Source organism: Mucilaginibacter sp. Mucisp73 (genome assembly GCF_059491465.1).
Window position 1 is genome coordinate 1,191,308 of the sequence record NZ_CP168507.1, and the last position, 20,668, is coordinate 1,211,975.

The 20,668-nt window shown below is 44.4% G+C and carries 10 protein-coding genes; 3 read left to right on the forward strand and 7 right to left on the reverse strand.

Annotation, left to right across the window (positions count from 1 at the left end; translation table 11 throughout):
- Nucleotides 1-316 precede the first annotated feature (316 nt).
- From ACEN82_RS05260 to ACEN82_RS05275, 4 genes are all read right to left on the reverse strand, one after another.
- On the reverse strand, nucleotides 317-1,723 hold the full coding sequence (locus ACEN82_RS05260; RefSeq protein WP_413319744.1) for a sugar porter family MFS transporter: 1,407 nt from the start codon (nucleotides 1,721-1,723) through the stop codon (nucleotides 317-319).
- Between the two features lie 7 nt (nucleotides 1,724-1,730).
- On the reverse strand, nucleotides 1,731-4,613 hold the full coding sequence (locus tag ACEN82_RS05265) for a glycoside hydrolase family 38 N-terminal domain-containing protein (protein WP_413319746.1): 2,883 nt from the start codon (nucleotides 4,611-4,613) through the stop codon (nucleotides 1,731-1,733).
- A gap of 52 nt (nucleotides 4,614-4,665) precedes the next feature.
- Entirely contained in the window at nucleotides 4,666-6,468 is a 1,803-nt protein-coding gene (locus ACEN82_RS05270) for a class I mannose-6-phosphate isomerase (RefSeq protein WP_413319748.1), read from the reverse strand.
- A gap of 70 nt (nucleotides 6,469-6,538) precedes the next feature.
- Nucleotides 6,539-7,273 (reverse strand): GntR family transcriptional regulator, encoded by a 735-nt coding sequence (locus ACEN82_RS05275; RefSeq protein WP_090533162.1) that lies wholly within the window; start codon nucleotides 7,271-7,273, stop codon nucleotides 6,539-6,541.
- A 312-nt stretch (nucleotides 7,274-7,585) separates the two neighbouring features.
- Here ACEN82_RS05275 and ACEN82_RS05280 point away from each other — a divergent pair, with 312 nt between their 5' ends.
- The 3 genes from ACEN82_RS05280 (at nucleotide 7,586) to ACEN82_RS05290 (ending at nucleotide 13,719) form a co-directional block, all read left to right on the forward strand.
- The gene (locus ACEN82_RS05280) at nucleotides 7,586-8,884 is read left to right on the forward strand and encodes a glucosidase family protein (RefSeq protein WP_413319750.1); all 1,299 of its coding nucleotides are present in this window, start codon (nucleotides 7,586-7,588) and stop codon (nucleotides 8,882-8,884) included.
- 205 nt (nucleotides 8,885-9,089) lie between these two features.
- On the forward strand, nucleotides 9,090-12,164 hold the full coding sequence (locus tag ACEN82_RS05285) for a SusC/RagA family TonB-linked outer membrane protein (RefSeq protein ID WP_354486411.1): 3,075 nt from the start codon (nucleotides 9,090-9,092) through the stop codon (nucleotides 12,162-12,164).
- A 46-nt stretch (nucleotides 12,165-12,210) separates the two neighbouring features.
- Entirely contained in the window at nucleotides 12,211-13,719 is a 1,509-nt protein-coding gene (locus ACEN82_RS05290) for a RagB/SusD family nutrient uptake outer membrane protein (RefSeq protein WP_413323023.1), read from the forward strand.
- A gap of 127 nt (nucleotides 13,720-13,846) precedes the next feature.
- On the opposite strand, the gene ACEN82_RS05295 is transcribed toward ACEN82_RS05290, so the two are convergent.
- From ACEN82_RS05295 to ACEN82_RS05305, 3 genes are all read right to left on the reverse strand, one after another.
- The gene (locus ACEN82_RS05295) at nucleotides 13,847-15,730 is read right to left on the reverse strand and encodes a RagB/SusD family nutrient uptake outer membrane protein (protein WP_413323022.1); all 1,884 of its coding nucleotides are present in this window, start codon (nucleotides 15,728-15,730) and stop codon (nucleotides 13,847-13,849) included.
- A gap of 35 nt (nucleotides 15,731-15,765) precedes the next feature.
- On the reverse strand, nucleotides 15,766-19,221 hold the full coding sequence (locus tag ACEN82_RS05300) for a TonB-dependent receptor (RefSeq protein ID WP_413323021.1): 3,456 nt from the start codon (nucleotides 19,219-19,221) through the stop codon (nucleotides 15,766-15,768).
- 287 nt (nucleotides 19,222-19,508) lie between these two features.
- The gene (locus ACEN82_RS05305; RefSeq protein ID WP_413323020.1) at nucleotides 19,509-20,654 is read right to left on the reverse strand and encodes a FecR family protein; all 1,146 of its coding nucleotides are present in this window, start codon (nucleotides 20,652-20,654) and stop codon (nucleotides 19,509-19,511) included.
- Between the last annotated feature and the right edge of the window lie 14 nt (nucleotides 20,655-20,668).

A 20,668-nucleotide genomic window follows, 5' to 3' on the forward strand; every position in this document is an offset into this window, starting at 1 on the left:
CAAAGTTATTCGGTAAATACCGCTGCTAACGCCATTAGGCTTTGGGTGATAACTACTGCTATTACCGGGGCCTCACAAAGCTCGATTTATCCGACCGGAAGTCCTGCGGTGGGCATACAGGCGGTGCATTTGCTTCAGCTAAAAACGAAGTGATTAAAAATATACCTTTTACGATATAAAGAATGTTAATGCCCTAAATAATACCATTGGGGGCGGCCCGCGATACTCATAAAATTGCCAACCTGTTGCTGGGAGTGAACCTTAGGCGGAAGGTTAAGCAGCACTCTGAAGTGACTTTTCTGAATGCAAATCCAGATTAGTGCCCAGCCCAGATTTCCTGAACCTCCTCCAACGATTTTCCTTTCGTTTCGGGAACCATTTTATACACAATCAGTAAAGAAAAAAAGCAACACGCCGCAAAGAACCAGAAGGTGACCGCCGGCCCGATTGAATTTAAAAACATAGGCGTTAGCTGCCCTACGATTGTATCTGCCACCCACATGATCATGATGCTTAAGCCTAAAGCCCGACCTCGGATCCTTGTTGGATAAATTTCGGATGCGATAACGAATTTCAACGGGCCTATCGAGAACGCGAAACAAGCTAAAAATAGGATGATGCTAACAACTAATACAATGCCGGTTGTAGCACCTGTATAAAAGCAAACGCCGGTAAAAACAAGGCAAACCGTGGCACCTAAAGCACCGGCTATATATAAGGGCCTGCGCCCCATCTTATCAACTTTCCAAATAGCTATTAGCGTAAAAGCAAAGTTAGCAATGCCAAATATGATTTGGCTAAGTAGGGCGTTGCTGATATTGATGCCTGCATCGCTCAATATTCTGGGGCCATAATAAATAACGGCGTTAATACCACTAAACTGAGAGAACAGCGGCAGTAGCAAGCCAATTAGCAATGGTTTACGCATAGCTGGTGCAAATATCTCGCGGTAGGTGCCTATGTCACGGCTTTGGGTGTTCTTTATCAGTGTTACGTCTTTTAGAGCCGTTGCATAGTCGGTTACTTTTGAGAGGACGGCAATGCCATCGTCGGTTTTTCCGTTTTGAATAAGCCAGCGTGGGCTTTCGGGTACAAAGCACAGACCAACAAAAAACAGCAGGGCAGGGATGGCGCCCAGGCCAAGCATGCTGCGCCAAACTTCTTTAACCATCACCAGATCGATAATTGTACCTAAGTTATTGCCCTTATGGTGTAATGAAAAATTAAGTAAACCGGCATTGGTAAGGTAAGCTACAAGAATGCCCGCGGTGATAGCCAATTGATAAAAAGTTACCAGGCGGCCGCGCATCCGTGCCGGGGCAATTTCTGATATGTATAGCGGTGCCACAATTGATGCCACGCCAACACCCATACCGCCCAGCATTCGGGCTAAGATAAGCAAGGTAAAGCCCGATGACAAGGCCGAACCCAGGGCAGAAAGCAAGAAAAGCACCGCCGATAACATCAGCATTTTTTTACGGCCTACCCGGTCGCTTAAGTCCCCCGAAAAAGCTACACCGATAATACACCCGATGAGTGCAGATGATACGAACCAGCCTTCGGTAGCGGCCGATAGCGCGAACTGGCTTTTCACAAACGGGAGCACACCCGAAATAACGGCCATATCAAAACCAAAAAGCAGGCCTCCTAATGTGGCTATAAGGGTTACAGTGGTTAAAAACAGGGCGGAGGTTTTGGTTTCCGGCGATAGTTTTTGTTTCATGGCGATTTTATTTTTCGATGCGTACAGTGATTATTCCTTTTGCCGGAATCTTAAAATTGTTATCAAGTGCGGCCACCTTTTCTTCGGCCAGATTGCTTTTCCAGATCTTTATCGTCGCTTTTGCTTTCGGAGTGATGTTCACTTCACTATCGCCGGTGCTCACTATCTGCGCAATAACGCCATTGCCATCATCGGCAGGTTTTAAGGATTCTACATAGATCTGCTTACCTCCGATATTAAAAAACAGTTCGTCATCCCGATTATCCGAAGCGGAAACTACTAAAGGCTGATGATTATTAAGGCCAAACCGGTTGGCATCAAAACTATCGTATCCTAAGGCGTGTGAACGGAAGATATAACGGAAGGTGGCCGGCCCTTTTTCCTGTTCGGCGCGGAAATTGGTATGCCATAAGTTGTTCATTACCCACGAATAAATCTTTGGCGACTGCGCCGTGAATGTTAGCCACTGCGGCGTGTGATGCAAACCACCAAGCAAATCGGCAGTTGTGATCTTGCCTATCTCAAACAAAGGCGCATCCGGACTTGACCAGGTAATACCGAACGCCGCGTTTGAAACATCAACCCAGCGTTGCATGGTAAACCAATTTTTATTGGCGTTAGGGAGTTGGTCGGCTTCGGCAGCAGCACTTCCCCATGGAATACTATAACGTACCTGCGCGCCTGGAACACTAAACGGAAACGCGAACTGAACGCTCTCTTTAGAGCGAATACTTTCCTTATCAATGGTATTGATCAGCTCAATTTTATCAAGCCCGTTAACCAGCTTGATTTCGCGGGTTAAGCCATAGGCTCCGGGCGCTTTTGAGGTAACCAAAAGGCTCACCACCAATGGCCCATCTTCTTTAATGCTAATGATGGCGTCGGTACTTGTTTGCTGGCGCTGCAGCGAATCGCCGGGCATATAAATGTATTTGTTAAAACCGGTGCTATCCACCAATACCTGTTTTTTGCCACCCTCGATCTTTACAAGTTTGCTTATATCGCCGGTTTTACTGTCAATTGTGACAGTGTAGATGCCGTTAGCCAATCCGTTTAACGAAATGACAGCTTTGCCCTTTGCAAAAGCTTTACCACGGTTAATGGTGTAAGTTTTTTTACCAAACGCCGGTACCCCGGTGGCGACAAAAGCCAGCTCGCCCGAGCTTAAGCGTTGCGATGGGATGGCATAGCCTGTTGCATCTTTAACCAGGTCGCCTGCTTTGCTTAAACCGGCCGGTACATAAACAACATCGGTACGCAGCCACGACAGGGTGTTGTAAACGTCTACCTTATTTGCTGCTGCAGTTTTTACAGCCAATATCAAATTGCTGAGCGAATCGGTTTGTTTTTGGGCGCTTAGTGCATAGCCTTTTTTAATAGTCCACTCGCTTTTAACTTTTGCATCTTCGGGGTCGTCAACACTGTTATATGCGCCCCAGGTATGTTCATTGTAAAGCAGCAGGTTTTTCCAGGTGTCATCAAAATCATTAACAGGGTAGCCTGGTTTATTACGGATGGCCCAGAGGGCCGATGCCTGTTTCAGCCTATCAGATGTTTGGCGGCTGATGGCTGTTTCTTTCGCGGCTGACGACACGCCGTCCGTCCAGTACTCAGTATAATCGCCGGTGAACGACGGGATTTTGTCTTGATATTGTTTCTCAAAATCCTGGAAAAATTGTTTTACCGAGGTGATCACCAGTTTTGGCGAGACAAAATGCTCGTTCCAGCTTTTAACAGCATCGGGAAGTTCAGGATCGATAGGAGCATTATCACTCATAGCCCAGGTTAACAACGACATGTTATACGGGAAGTTATTTTGTTCCAGACCGCCGAGATATTGAAAAAGGTGCGGGTTTAGAAAATTATCCGATGGGTGACCAGTATAAAAAGGTTTAGGATCGTCTATAGTAAAAAAATTAGGGATCCTGATTCCTTTTAACGCATAGCCTATCGAGTAAGGCTGGCATTGCCAGAACAGTAGTTTTTGTTTACCCGATGGCGAAACCCAATAAAATGGTTTATCCTGCCATTTGGCCAGGTTGCCTATCCTGTCGGATGCGTTTGGGCCTGATAAAAAGTATTTGATCCCGGTTTGCTCGCTTTGTGCAGCAAGGCCCCAACTGGCGCCCGGCACATCGCCCTGGAACATGGTATGGATCTCAACCCCATGAGTCTTAGCCAGTTTTTGCGATTTGGCAAACATTTGCATCAACTGGTAGGAGTCTGTCATACTGGTATTGATATTACCGTAAGCGCCATCCAAATTGATCCATCCTTTTTTTACCGCGTCCCAAAAGCGTTCTTTTTTAGCTTCATCTGCCGCTTTTAGGTAATTATCAACTACCCAAATGGCTTCTGTTGTCCATTTATAGCGGGCTTCCACTGGGTAATTGGCCGTTTTTTTCGCCAGATCAATAGCTTCATCAATATTATCCATGTGCAGCTTCAAAACCTTTGCCTGTGTGTTAGTATAACCAATGTCTACATGCGAGTGAGGGAGGATATACATGGTCCAGTTGTTACGGGCCGGTTCAACAATGCAGCGGGCCATATAGGTTTGCCCGCCGGAATTTAAGGTAACAGTAACCTGCGCTGCCGAAGTTATTGGCGAGCCGGGAAGCGGAAGCTCAAATACATCAGTGCCCTCTTTACTGGCCGGTATTATAACATGATCGGTTATGCCATTAAAGGAAACGGTGGCCTCTGTGGCTGCGAAATTTTTACCCTCATGAAATAGCAGCCGGGCCATTCTGCGGGGCTTGCTCTGGTAATTGATATAGGCAATTGTTGGTTGCAGGGTGATTCCATTAAAATGCTTACCACCTGTTTGCGCCATTGCTGATGTGCATATGAAAATGAATGCCGACAGGATGGAAAAAATCTTATTCATAACTTAGAAGGTTTTAAGAGGATGCGTTTTGAGTTTGATTTAAGCAGAAATATTAACAACATTCGTCTTTAACAAAAGCTTTGATAACCTTAGCCCTTGTTTTGCCCGTATTTTTAAGTGTATAGCTTTTAGCCGCGGCCGGAATAATAAAGGTTTCGGCATAATGAATCACCTGTTCACGATCGTTAGTGATCACTGCAATACTTTCGCCCTCAACCAGGCTCAATACATGGCATTGGTTATTGGTATCTTCAGTTATCTCGGTATCAAACTCAAAGCGCTCAACGGCGTAAAAGTGTTCAGGATGAGTTGATAGGTTAATGATCTCCCAGTCATGGCCTTTTTTTAAGGTGGTTTGTTTGGAGATGAGGGTTTCCGTCACTACATCACCTTTCCTTTCGAAATTGAGGTTTTCAAAGGCCCGGTCGATATTCAGCGTTCGTGGATTTCCGCTTAAATCGGGACGGAGCCAGTCGTACATTTTAAAGGTAAAGATGTACGGCGTGGCGCTGATCTCCAGTACCATATTATTTTTGCCCGAGCAATGTACCGTACCATTCGGGATTAGGAACAAGTCGTGCCTGGTTGCCGGGAAGGTTTGTACGTAGTCTTTGATCTCTACCGGTTCGTTTTGCTCAAAGCTGTTCTCTAAAACGCTCCTGAATTGTTGTTTATTGATATTTTCCTGGAAACCAAGGTAAACTTCGGCGCCTGGTTCTGCATCGAGGATATAATAAGTTTCATCCTGCGTAAAATCTTCGCCGAAGTTATTTTTAATATATTCAACAGAAGGGTGGCATTGCAATGAAAGGTTGCCGCCGTCAAAAGTATCCAAAAAATCAAACCGGATAGGAAAGGCATCGCCAAACCTGGCTGCCGCTTTGCCTAAAATGGCTTCGTTATCCAGTAACAGCAAGGTATCCAACGATACCTCTAACATATTGTTGCCACTTTGCAGCAGGATGCCGTTCTCTGGGGCGATAAGTTCAAATGACCAGGCATAGTTTACAACATCTTTGTTCAGCCCATTGATGTTGTTTTTAATCCATTGGCCTCCCCAAACCCCGGGCTCAAACCATGGCCTGGCCCTAAACATGTGGCCGGACATGGTTTTAAGTCCGTTTCTTAATGTATCGCCAGTTGCCCACGATATTTCATTGATCCTTTGCTCATCGATGATTACCTCTATGGCAGACAAAAGCTGTTTTTTATGTCTATTGAGTACCGGCCAATCTATAAAATAAAAACGTTTGTATTGATTTTTGGGATCGGAAGGCAGCTTTTCGCCAAGGTTGCAGATTGTGTTGGCCCTTGACCGGAACTGGATCTCATTTTTAGGAACATCGATATATAGCAATGTACATTTCCATCCGGCAAGAGCGGCACCCGCACCATACAATATGTTTAATTTGTTTGGTTCGGGTTTAAGACTTTTGAGCTTCTCGACATTAAAAAAATCGCTCAGCTCTCCATCGTATAGCTTACCAAATAACGGGTCATCGCCACCATCGTAATTAGCGGTTATTTCATGAATAATGCTTTCCGGTTTTAATGCTTTATTTACATTAATCCAATTGGCCTGGATGCCTAAAGCGGCAAATTCATCGTTCAGACAGGAGATAAGTACATCCCAATATACGCCCGAATAACCATCTATAACGATATCATGGTTGCATGCAATGATCCAATTGGCTAAAGTTTTATAACCGGTATATATTGGCCCGGCAATGTCGAAAGTGGGGTAAATGTCATACTCCTGCCTTTTCGCAGCTTTCTTCAAGTCCGGAAGCAGAAACTGTTTGGTGTTCCTCATTGTTTCGATATTAACCGAGTTCAATAAAATAGATTTATTCATGCACTTATATGTTGTAATGTGCAAACATATTTTATTTCGTTTATATTTCAAATAAGTCAAAAAAATAAATTTAGGAACTGCGCCTGCTTTCTACCGTATAAACAAAGCTTTCGGCTTTATAATAGCCCAGGTTATACTCCATCGGCCGTTCACCCTGATCGTAAACAAACCGTTTCCTGATCAAAACAGGACTGCCCGGGTCTATCTCCAGTTTACCTGCTATGAATTTATCGGCTGCCTTGGCGCTTATTTCTTCTTTTGACAGGTCTGCAACTACAGAATGCTCACTCTCAAGCATTTCGTAAAGTGGTTTCTTGAAATCTTCTTCGCCTGTAAGCCCGATCCTTGGATGAAAATACGAAATAAAATATACAAAAGCCTCTTCGGCGTTTCCCCTTAACCTTTCCATTTTCAAAATTTTCTTATCTGTTTTGATATCGAAAAAATTGGCTATATGATCTTCCGGAAAGACCCAGCTAATATGAAGCTCGTAATTTTTTATAGGGATGCTGCGGGCTTCCATCTCCTGTGTAAAGCTCAACCAATTCATTGATTTGGAGCTCATTTTTGTATGCGCCACTTTGGTTCCGAGCCGTTTTTTTCTCACCAGCAGTTCTTCGTAAACCAGTTTGTTAATAGCCTGGCGTAAAGTGGTGCGCGATATAGCTAACTTTTTAGCAAGATCAACCTCGTTAGGCAATAATTTACCGGCCTGATATTCAGGCTCGCGGATGAGCTCTCTTAGCAGGTTCTCTGCCTGGATATGTAAGGGTATTGCGCTTTTATGATCGATGGAAATTTTCATAATGAATTAAGTGGCAAGGTAATAATTTATCAGGAAAACGGCAGGGGCCGGCATGTAGCGGTATCGCTTTTGGAGGAGGAACATCTACGGAGCAGAAAAAGGTTGAATTTTTTATAATACGGTTTTGGGGTTCAGTAGAGCTTCCTTTACTAAGGTAATTTTCTGACCTCTGTTCATTTTTTATCATAGTTAATAAAAAAACTTTGGAAAAACTTTGGAATATAATATTATGATACTATGTTTGTACATACTATAACAATCTGTCTCCATTTCTATCTGGTAAGGCAGTAACCTAATTACATATTTACCTGCATGAAAAAACGTTTACTCATTTCTACGGCATTGTCTTGCTTTGTTTTTTGCATTGCCGGAGCGCAACAGTCCTCCAACAAAGCTTTGGCAGGGAAAATTCTTGCCGATATCCGGCTTGATACAGTCCAGGCGAAAGCTTTAAAACTGTTATCCGGTTTTTCTGCAGGTACATCCTACAGCGAGGTGTGGATCCGCGACTTCAACACTTTCATCAACGGCTCATTAAAAGTACATCCCAAAGAAGAAGTAAAAACCAAACTATTGATGTTTTTCCGCATCCAGGGCCAGGGTGGGGATATTGTGGATGGTATAGTTGACAGTGCTAAAGCCAGTGTAGGTTATAAATATCGCTACTCATCCTTATTACCGGGTTGGGCAGCGCATAAAAACACGGTAGAGACCGACCAGGAATCGTCATTGATCCAGGCTGTGAAAAAATACATTGATTTTACCGGAGACCAATCTATTTTAAACGAGTGCATTGGTGGTAAAACGATTTTGCAGCGAATGGAGGAGGCGCTGACCTATCTGCATAAAGATCGCTGGTCGGAAAAATATGGTTTGATAACCGGGGCCACCACTATTGATTGGGGCGATGTGCAATCCGAAAACGGCTGGGGCGTGGCCATTAATGATAAAACCAAATGGGCTTTGGATATTTATGATAACGCCATGTTTGTGAAGGCAGTTCAAGATTTCCTTGCGATGGCACCTCGAGGCTATAAAGCCCAAACTGATTGGAAAACCATTGCCGCAAAGGTCACTGCCAATGTTCGTAAATACCTTTGGGATGCTGTCAATCAAAAATATATTCCGCATATCTACCTTAACGGCAGCCCTTTCTCTTCGGATTTTAATGAAAAAGAGATCTTATACACCGGTGGATCCATATGTGCTATCATAGCGGGGTTTAACACTCCGGCCGAAGTTTTGGAAATAAACAAACAAATGCTTGCAGCCGCGGCTAAAGAAAAGCATGCCACTATCGGCATTACAGTGTACCCTCCTTATCCTGAAAAGCAGTATTCAAACATGAAGCCCTATAATTATCAAAACGGCGGTGACTGGACATGGTTTGGCGGACGAATGATAGCACCGCTCATTATCTATGGTCACCCGCAGGAAGCTTACGCTGAGTTATCACCGATGCTCGACAGGATGCTTGCCAACAAGGGCTTTTTTGAATGGTACGATGTGCAATCCGGCGCACCAAAAGGTTCGGGCGATTTCAGGGGCGAGGCAGGTGTTTTATATGATGCCATTACGGCACTAAGGCAATGGGCCGCTAAAAACCGTTAGCCTGCCAGCCAATAAGCTGACATAAACTAAAGTAAACTATAATCCAAATTCATGAAAAAAAATGATGCCATAAAGGCAATCCGGACTTCTTTGCCCTTTCTGAAGGGCAACTTCCGGCCTTGCGGCGGTTATAAACCGCCATGAATGCTTCGCAGAGAAGTGTTCCTATAATTACCAGTTTAAAAACAACCTACTAAACAATGTTATGAAGAAAAATCTTATCTACTCAATTCTGCTCACCTTGCTGTCGCTGCATACGATGGCGCAGGTTAAGATCAGCGGCAAGGTAACCGATGCTAAGGATAATTCAGCTTTACCTGGTGTAAGTATCAAAATAAAGGGCACCCAGGGTGGTACTCAGACGGATCTTAACGGAAATTACTCGATACAGGTAACCAGTGCCAAACCTGTATTGATATTTTCATATACAGGTTATGCCAGCCAGGAAATATCAACCGTTGGCAAAACTGTCGTTAACGTGCAGTTAGCTGGCACGTCCAGCGCCCTTAACGAAGTTGTCGTGATCGGCTACGGAACCGTTAAAAAATCGGACCTTACCGGCGCTGTTACCGGTATCAAAGGCGATCAGTTAAATGATAAACCCGTGGCTAACGTAACCCAGGCCCTGCAAGGCAAAATAGCCGGTGTGGAAGTTAGTGTTAACAGCACGGCCCCCGGCGCGGGCGCTAAAGTGAGAATTAGGGGTATCGGATCCATCAACTCCAATGTCGATCCATTATATGTGGTGGATGGCGTGGTAGGAGTTGATCCAAACTCTATCAACCCGCTGGATATAGCCTCTGCGGAGGTGTTAAAAGATGCTTCGTCCACGGCTATTTACGGTTCGCGTGGTGCTAATGGTGTAATTATGATCACTACCAAACGTGGCCGTACAGGTGCTGCAACTATTACTTATGATGATAACTTTAACGTAAGCGAATTGTATCGCCATTTACGCACTTTAAACTCGGCCGAGTTTGTTAAAGTTTACAATGAATCATTCGCAAACGGTCAAAAATTTGACCCGGCCGGAGGCGTATGGGCACCGCCGGTTGCATTAAACCATGCTAATTTCCCTAAGCTTTTTGACGCTAATGATAACCCAATTTATGATACCAATTGGGAAAAGGAAACCTATAAACCAGCGTTTTCGCAAAGTCACCAGTTAAATATTCAGGGTGGTAGCGAAAAATCGCTTTACAGTTTATCGCTTGGCTATTTTAACCAGAATGGTCTTGCGCCAACATCGGCCTTTAAAAGATATACCATCAAAATGACAATGGATAACGACCTGAAAAGCTGGTTGAAAGTGGGCGGCAGCATCAACCTCATCAGCAGCAGGCAACGTTTAGTTACCGATGGCAACGGTGGCCTGAACGTGCCAAGGGACGTATCAGAAGAGGTGCCAATAGTGCCTGTTAAATATCCTGATGGCACATGGGCAGGTAATTATGACATTGCCGGTCTTGAGGGCGCGCCAAACCCGGTGCAGGTTGCCAACGAGCGTTACACGCTTAACAATAACCTGCAAATGTTAGGTAACATCTACTCGCTGTTCCACATTACAAAAGAGCTGGATTTTAAAACAGATTTCGGCTATAACTTAAGCGCTCAAAAAAATAACTTCTACTCAGCAGGCGATCTGCCGCACTTATCACAGGATCAGGGAGGTGTAGCTAACGTAAACGCTTATAATAATTATTACTGGCAAACAGAGAACTACCTTACCTGGAACAAAAAGATCAACGAAAGGCAGCGTTTTACCGCTTTGTTAGGTATTTCGTTCCAGCAACAAGGGTATGCCCGGGTACGCTCAGAAACGCAGAATTTTATTGATGATATTTTTCAGTACCACTACGAGCAGGCAGGGTCTGTAAGGAGCGCCAATGAAACGCAGGATGAAAAATCATCATTAAGTTCATATTACGCCCGTTTAACTTACAATCTGGATGAAAAATACCTGTTTACCGCAACCGGCCGGTACGATGGCTCATCACGGTTTGGGGTGAATAATAAGTATGCATTCTTCCCTTCGGTGGGTGCCGCCTGGCGTGTATCGCAGGAGAATTTCCTGAAGGATAACCATACCATCACCAACATGAAATTGCGGGCCAGTTACGGTACTTCGGGTAACCAGGAGATAGGTAACTATCGCTCGCTGGCACAGATCCAGCCGAGCACCACGGTTTTGGGTGGGGCTGCTCAGTCAACATTATTGCCAAGCTATATTGGTAACCCTAACTTAAAGTGGGAACGTTCTGTTCAGTTTGATGCCGGTTTGGAGTTAGGTTTATTTCATGATCGTGTAAACCTTAACCTCGATTATTATAACCGCACAACTAAAGATCTGTTGTTGCAGGCCCCTATACCATGGTCTGCCGGTGAAACCAATGCCAATGTATATAAAAACGTAGGATCGGTGCGTAACTCCGGTGTCGAGGTTAGTCTGAACACCCTAAACGTTAAAACTCCCGATTTTGAATGGAGTACCAATTTTATATTCACTACCAATAAAAACAAAGTTTTAAAACTAAATGATAACGGTGCGGACATCTTCCCAGGCCCTAATTTCCTTGGTCAAAACTTTGTGATCAGGGTTGGCGAACCTATCGGTTCGTTTTATGGTATGACAAGGCTTGGTACCTATAGCACTTCGGCCGAGGATGTAGCCGAGGCCGCTAAACACAGCTTAAAGCCCGGCGACAGGAAATATATTTACAATCCGGATGGCAGTAATTATTATAGTATCATCGGCCGCGCTTATCCTAAATGGACGGGCACTTTCAGCAGCAGCTTCAGATATAAAGCTTTCGATTTTTCGTTCGATATCCGCTTTGTTCAGGGTGTAAATACTGCCGCCAACTTCAAACACTCTGTTGAAGACAGGCAAACCCTTTCAAACAGTTTGGCCACCGTGCTTAACGCCTGGACACCTAATAATCAGAATACCTATATTTCGCAGGTGCGTAATTACAAATTTGCGCAGGATTCGCATTTCGATACCTGGTGGGTTGAGGATGGTTCGTTTATTCGCGGGCAAAACTTTACGTTGGGCTATACCTTGCCACAGCCGGTGCTTAAAAAGCTTCATGCCAATCGTTTCAGGATCTATGCAAGTGTTCAAAACGCGTTCATCATAACCAAATATACCGGTTATGACCCGGAGGTGGATACCTTCAATTCAAGCTACGGGTCGAACGGTTCGTTCTCGCAGAATTTAGATTTCTTCTCAAACCCTCGCCCCCGTGTATGGAACCTTGGTTTACAGGTAACTTTTTAAACAGGGGTAGAGGATCGATTGATAGTTTAATTTAAATTATATAAAAATGAAAACCATAAAAAATATATTGCTTGTAGGGCTGGTGCTGTTTGCATGCTCCTGCAAAAAGTTTTTGAAGGAGGAGCCTACCAGCTTCCTTACGCCCGAGTCGAATGTATCGAGTGTTAAGGTGGCCAGGGCTTTTGCCAATTCGGGTTACCAAAACCTACAGGGCTTTTTATCAGGCCAAAGTGGCTCGTACGGTGGTAATACCTGGAATTTGATGGAATTTATGACCGGCAAATCGGGCAGCGACCTTGGGCAAACCGGATACGTAAATTACCAGAACCTAACTTATAGCACCACCTCATTTTATTTTGATACCTGGTGGCAGCAAATGTACCTTGGTATAGGTGCCTGTAACCTGGCCATTGGTAAAATACCTGCTATCACCGCCCCCGGCCTTACCGATGAGGTAAAAAATAACATGCTTGCCGAAGTAAAAACCCTGCGGGCGCTTTATTACTTTCAGTTGGTACGGATGTACGGCGCGGTGCCAATGGTTACCGAAACACCTAAAGACCTCAACCTGAATATCCCGCGCACCGCGGCTAAAGATATCTATGATAAAGTGATCATCCCCGATCTGTTAGCTGCCGAAAAATCAACGCTGCCATGGAAGGATAACACCGGCAAAGTATCAATGGGTGCTGTTGAGGCCTTACTGGCCGATGTGTATTTAACCTACGCAGGGGCTGCGATCAACGGCGGTAAAACATTCTATGCCGAATCGGCCAAGCGCTCACTTAACGTGATCCAAAATGGTGGTTATACACTATTCCCGGAATATACCGACATGATCAAACCGGCAAATAAAAATACAGGCGAATTTATATTCCAGGTGCAATATGCGGCGTCGGTACCATCGTCAAATCCGCTTACACCGCTTACTATTCCAAATTTTTCGGGTGTTTCGCAATACTCAGATGAGTATGGCTCGGTTTATCCAACAACTCAGTTTTTAGCATCATTTGCCGCCGGCGATAAACGAGTACAAGAAAAGCAGTTCTTTTACTCAAGCTATACTAATACAAAAACGGGCAAAAAAATTACTTTCCGCAGCCCCTATATCTACAAGTGGTTTGATTCTACCGCAGTTAATACCACGTTAAAATCTGATCTTAACTACACCCTTTACCGTTTGGCCGATGTTGAGTTGATGTACGCCGAAGCATCAAACGAAGCTGAAGGCGCACCAAATGCCACGGCTATTTTGATGGTTAATAATATCCGTGCAAGGGCTAAGCTGGCCCCGATAGGGGTATTAACCCAATCTGCATTTGAGCAGGAGGTGTGGTTACAGCGGTATTTTGAGCTGTGCTTTGAAAATAAAATGTGGTTTGATATGCTCCGAACCCGCAAAGTTCATAACGATGTTACCGGTAACTGGGACAATTTTATAGGTCATAAAACTGTATTTGGCGCCACGTTTACCGATAAACAACTACTGTTCCCGTTGCCTAAACAGGAAACGGATGTCAATCCGAAGTTGTTACCCAATAATCCGGGTTTTTAAAGGGAAAGTAATCTGAAATTTATTTAACTCACAAACAGTAAAAGGCCGCTCAAGCGGCCTTTTACTGTTTGTGAGTTAACCAACAACCTCTGTTTAAACCAACTTAGCGGTTTTCTTTCGGATATATTTAATATCCGGGATTTTGTATTAGTAAATTGTTCTTGTTTACTTCATCGCGGGTGATTGGCCTGAAGTAAAGCGCGTTGTTCCAGGCTCTGTTTTCCAATACATTATATTCGGACGGCGTGTAGGAATAATCATAAACCGATGGGTCATAATGGTAAGGAGAGGATTGCGTTTTTCCAGATTTGAATTTTCCGGTAACAGTCACTATGGTTACCTTCCTGCCTACGGTTTCGTTGGCTATCAGCCATCTTCGTACATCATGATATCGCTGTTCTTCATAGGCCATCTCAATCCGGCGCTCGTGACGGTATATGTTTCTCAGGCTTGTTTGATCTGTGGCCGTAACCGTGGGCATACCAACCCTGAAGCGGATCTTGTTTAACCATTCTACCGCCGGGCCTGTGTCACCGAGTTCTATAGACGCCTCAATATAATTCAAAACCGCTTCTGTATATCTGAAAAAAGGCCAGGGAATAGTTTGCGGCATGTTTTGATCAATGATATTAGGATCCGGATCGGTAAATTTATGATAGTAATAGCCGGTGTAGGTACCGTTCCAGTTTTCTAACGAGCTGTTGCGGGTGTCCAGTCCGCTGAAAGATGTTAGTTTGCCGCTCACCATCAAATCATAAGTGCCGGTTTGAATTTGATTGGCGGGGTCAACATTGCCGGATACTTTATCGCGGGGTTTCCAATCCGAGCCATCGTACAACACCGTTGCATAAAATCGAGGGTCGCGGTTTTTATAGGGATCAGCTTTTTCTAATGGGTTCGACCAACTGAATGGAGTGCCGTCCTGCATATCATAATCATCAACAAGTAAGCCAATCGGAGAGTTTCCGCCCCAGTTATGATAACCGTTAGGCCCGTTGTAAAGGTTTGGTGTTACGGCATAGTTTGGCAGCAGGAAATACTTTGCAAAGATGATTTCCGAAGCCCCGGCGGGGTCAATATTGGGCGCTTTACTGCCTCCGCCCATTGCGATACTCGCATAGTTAATAGCACCCTGGCTGGCCGAAACAGGAGCTGATAAATTTAGTTTATAACCCGTGCGCGGATCAGCATCCATTACCGCCTTTGCCGCGGTTTGTGCCAGGCGATAACGATCGGCCTGGTTGCCGCTTGTGTAACATAGCAGGGGAAGGGTTTGATCCGGAATACCACTAACTTTTGCCGTTAGTTTAGCTTTATCATGCAAGTCACTCGCTGCGTAAAGTAATACCCTCGACTTAATGGCCAGGGCTGCAAGCGCCGTAGCACGACCTTGCCCCATTGTTTTACCGGATAATAATTTGTTCGCTTCATCGCAATCTTTTACAATGAAGTTTACACACTCCTCGTAGGTATTACGCTTTACCTTAAGGTCGTCGGTAATGTTATATACTTTGGTGATGAGGGGGACACCGCCGTAAAAGCGTAATAATTGCTGGTAGTAATAGGCCCTCAAAAAATAGGCTTCACCTAAAAACTGGTCTTTTTTGGTCTGGTCGGAAATACTGTTTTTGCCGCTTACAATTCTGTCGATGGCCGTATTACAGGTCCTGATATACAGGTACATCCTGTCCCAGTTCCACGAATCGTCAATCCAGCCGGTAGTAGTGGGGCTAACATTGCCCGTATTGACGATATCGATACCCCGTCCGGTATGGTTAAACAGAGATTCATCGGATACGGAGGCGAGCATTTGCTCAGATAATCCACCGTTTATCAGGCCTTTATAGGCATCGTTCATATAGGCCTCGGCCAAAGTCGGGTCGCTCCAAACCACATCAGCAGATAGTTGGTTGGGTGGAGCAACATTCAGGAAATCCTTTTTGCAAGCCGCACCCATTATCATAATGAACACCAGCAGATATAGATTTTTATTTTTTAATGTCGTTTTCATATCAATTCTTTTCATAATGCGTTTTCTTACGCTCCTTAAAAAGTAACTTTAACACCCATGTTAATTACCTTAGCCTGCGGATAATACTGTCCGCTGGTATTGGTAGATTCGGGGTCCCAAATTTTGATCTTATCAAAAGTGGCCAGGTTGATGCCATTAGCGTAGATCCTCAATGAATTGAGCCCTAACTTTTGTATCCATTCTTTCGGAAGTGTATAACCCAACTCCACATTCTTTATCCGGATGTAATTGCTGTTGATTACATAATAGCTATTGTCTGACGCGCTGGAAGTGAAGTAGGTAGCGCCGCTATTAGAGTCAGATAACCGCGGATAAAGGTTGTTAGGATGATCAATACTCCAGCGTTTTTGATATGACCATTCCAGGTAGTTACCGATACTTCCTGATTCGGTCAGCCCTATTTTTTGTAAGCCGCCGGTAGCTCCCTGAACCAATACGCTCAGGTCAAATCCTTTGTAACCCAGGTTGATGTTCACGCCACCTGTAAAGGTAGGAGTGCCGTTTTTATCCATCCGTATTTTGTCATCACCATTAATTTTACCGTCGTGGTTTACATCTTTAAATTTCATATCTCCGGGCCTTAAGCTCGAGTTTGAAATGCCTAATCCGCTGTAATCAAGCTTGTTGTTGTCGATGTCTGCCTGGTCTTTGAAAACGCCGTCATATTGGTATAGCAGCCAGGCATCTGTTGGATGACCGGTTGCCCGCTGCCAGTCTGGCGCGCCCGGGGTTTCGTCAAAATACAATACTTTATTTTTAGCATATCCGGCGTTTACACTAACACTGTAATTAAAATCGCCGGCGCGGTCACTGTAGTTCACGCTGAAATCATACCCCGAGTTTTTCAACCTGCCGAGGTTAACAGGAGGGAAGTTGTATACAGGGATACCTGCGCTTCCCGGTATCGATCCGGTTTTAGGCGCCAGCACATTTGAGCGGAGGTTATAAAAATAATCGAACGTTACTGATAACCGGCTGTTTAAAAAGCTTGCTTCAAGGCCAACATCGGTATTGTTTGCAACTTCCCAGGTAAAATCATAATTAGGTACGGTGCCTTCATAAACCGTCGCAACGGGCTGTCCGTTAAACATGTTATTGCTGGTTGCCAATAAAGTTAGGTATTGGTACTCTTTAAGCGCACCGCCATAATATGCTTCGGCCCCCATCCGGCCCCATGAGCCCCTTAGCTTCAAATTATCGACAAAGTGAATGTTGTTTTTAAAGAAGCCCTCTTCCGAAATGCGCCATGCTGCCGTAACACCCGGGAAAAAGCCAAACCGGTGGCTGGGCGGAAAGATATAGGAGCCATCTACACGCCAAAGAAATTGCGCGATATATTTTTCTTTATAGTTATAATTGGCGGAACCGAAATAGCTTAAGCGCGCACTTTTAAATACATCATTGGCCCCGTTTGATTGTCCCAATTCCTGGCCAAATGATAACTGCGGGATTTGCGAGGATATAAAGTTGGTTTTAAAAGCTGTAAAGCCGCTGCTATTAGCAGTTTGGCGCTGTACACCGGCCATTAATGAAACCGCATGACCATTAAAGTTCCGGTCATAATTGATGATGCCGGTTAAGTTTATATCCAGCTCATTAATGTTTTTTTCTGTAAGATTTGGTGTATGAAACTGGTCAGGATAGAAGTTTTTAACCTGCAATTGCGGGCTGCCATCATTATTTAAGGTAGTTTTATCCCACGAATACAATTCATATGGTGTTCTCCAGGTACTTTGCCTGTCCCAGTATTTATCCAGCGACGCTGTACCGGTTAATTTTAGGCCTTCTACGCCCGGCAATTTAATTTCTATTTTACCGGTAGTCTGCAGGTAATCTTTAGTGTTTTTATCATATCCGGTTTGGTTAGTTGTAGCCACAACCGGGTTAATACCGTTTTCAATATCCGGACCGGCCGAACCGTTGGGCCAAATGGCTACATCCGTTGGCCTGCCACGCATAATAAACCTGAAAATGTTGGCGGCACTCACTGTTGGGTAGTTAGGGTTTTCTTCCCTGCCGGTAACATTTAAACTGGTGGTGATATATTTACTAACTTTAGATTCTACATTGATTCGCAAATCGTACTGCTTGTATCTGGTGGCCGAGTTCTTATAAAAACCGTCCTGGTTTAAATAGCCCAGCGAAACAAGGTATTTGGTATAGTCGTTACCGCCTGTAACCTGCAGGTTGTGCCTTTGTTGCGGCGACCATTTTTGAAATACGGTGCCAAACCAGTCGGTATTGGGATATCGGAGCGGGTCGGATCCATCCCTGAATTTCTGCATAGCCTCCGGCGAAAAAGCAGCGTTTATGCTGCCGCCATCAGGCCGGGTGTACGTGCCTGTGTTTTTTAAAGCTTGCCAGGCATCGTTCCAGTTGCTTTGATTTAAGCCCGAATTGAATATTTGTAATTCGTTCATGATCTCGGCATATTCCGGTGCGTTTGCCATTTTGGGCACACGGGTAGGACGCTGCAAACCATAATAAAAATCATAACTGAATTGTGGCTTACCCGATTTACCTTGCTTGGTAGTAACCAAAATTACACCGTTACCGGCCCTTGATCCATATATTGCGGCTGATGCATCTTTCAGGATTGATATACTTTCTACGTCGTTAGGATTGATCCTGTCAATACCACCTGCACGTCCCGGTACCCCGTCAATTACAATCAGCGGATCTGTGTTACCGCCTGATAAGGAGTTGATACCGCGGATGCGAATAGTAGAGCCGTCACCGCCAGGTTCGCCGCTTGATTGGATAGCAACTATACCCGACAGGCGGCCACCAAGAGAGTTGGAGAGGTTAACAGAGGCCGATTTAGCCAGTTCTGAGCCCTTTACATCTGATACCGCGCCCGACACGACTACCTTTTTCTGCGTGCCGTAACCAACCACAACAACCTGGCTCAGGTCTGAAGCCAGAGGAACAAGCCTGATATTATCGAGGCTTTTTTTTGCCGATACTTCCAAAGTAGTAAATCCCACGAAAGAGATAACCAGGATAGCGTCATCCGGAACGTTGCTTAAGGTAAAACGTCCTTCGGTATCGGTTTGTGTACCTAAACTCCCGCCTTTTAATTTTACCGATGCGCCCATCAGGGGTTTTCCGGTATCATCAACAACCTTTCCCTTGACAGTGATCGGCGGAGGAGTGTTTTCCTGCTCAGCTGTTTGAAGATAAGTCGGTCTCAGCAAAATATTTTTACCGGTGATCTTGTAGCCGATCTGCGCGTTTTTAAAACAGGCGTTCAATGTTTCCTCGATCGAGGCGTCTTTAACATTAACGCTGATGGACGTATTCACCAGGTTTTGATCGGTATACAGAAAAACATAGCCTGACTGGTTTTTAATCTGGGATAAAATTTTTTCCAGGGGGGCATTTTTTTCGTTTAGACTGATCTTTTGACTATAGCTTTTAGCGCTTGCATGTAATAGCGTAATTATTAGTAGCAGGGTGGTTAGTTTCATAACCATAATAAGTTTATGGGCCAGCGAGCCTTTTTTAGGGCATGTCACTGTTAGGACACCTGTAAAATTCATTACATTTGTTAGGTTTGAGGTTAACACATAAGATAATACTCCATTTGTTTTACCGATTTACTCGGAAGGGTTGACTCAAGCTTTATCGCAGAAGTGCTTCGAACCACTTCTGCGTTCTTTTAAGAACCCTGTTTTCTCTGATCAGGTTATTTGACGTAACATTTTTTTCATCGTTTTTAGGTTAGTGTTAAATAATTGGTTATTTGTTGTGTAGGTTAAGGTTTAATGATGATTTTCTTTTCCGAGCCTTTAGTTTGCTGTACAATTTCATAGTTCACTTTAAAATAGGCCAGCATATCCAGTATCTGCGACGCGTTTGCATCCTTGATCATTTCGCCAGAAAAAACGGTTTTCGGAATACCATAAGGGTATGAAACATCAACGTTGTACCAACGCGATAACTGCCGCATAACATCCTCAATTTTTGCTTTTTTAAATTTGAACAGGCCGTTTTTCCAGGCCGTTGCCTCGTTAATATCTGCGTCTTTAATTTCAATTGCTGTATTTGATAAAGACGTTATACTTTGCTGCCCCGGGCGGAGAAGCACACTCTTTGAATCTCTTGATAATTTTATGCTGCCTGCCACCAGGGTGGTTTTTATTACCTGTTCATCATCATAGGCATTTATATTAAACTCGGTGCCGATATCTTCAATAGTATGCCCTTTAAAATTTACCCGGAATGGCTGTTTCGCATTATGTACAATCTCAAAATAAACTTCGCCGGTAATATTTACGGTGCGATCATTTCCTTTAAAAGCCGTGGGGTAAGTGATGGATGATGCAGAGTTTAACCATACCTTGGTACCATCAGCTAAAACCAGATCATATTTCCCTCCGCGGGGGGTACTCAAAGTATTGTAAACTACAACAGAAGCATCTGTATTGTCGGGTGCATACGCCAACTGACCGGCAGCCGTTTTTACAATTCTGATATTGCCTTGTTTAGCTATTGTTCCGTTTATCTGGCTGTTTAAATTAATCTTGAGGCCATTGTTTAGTACCAGGACCGCTTTATTACCGCCAGGGGCAATGTCTGCCTTTTCAACCTTTGCCGTCATTTGCTGCTGACTGGCTTTTGAATCTGAAAGATAATAGTAGCCGCCTACTGATAAACAAAGTATCACAGAAGCCGCCAATGCTATCCGTGGCCATAGCCGTTTGGTTGCGGCCGGCAGTACAGTTACATTTAATGATTGCCAAACATCCGCTTTCAGCTGGCCAATTTCTTCGGATGAAAGCTCCTGTTGTTCAGGTCTCCAATGGGCGTACCACTCCTCCAATAAAATGCGCTCTTCGTCGGTCATCGTGCCGGCGTGATATTTACTTAATAACTCCTGAAGATTGATTTTTGGGTTCAATTGGCTAAGTATTG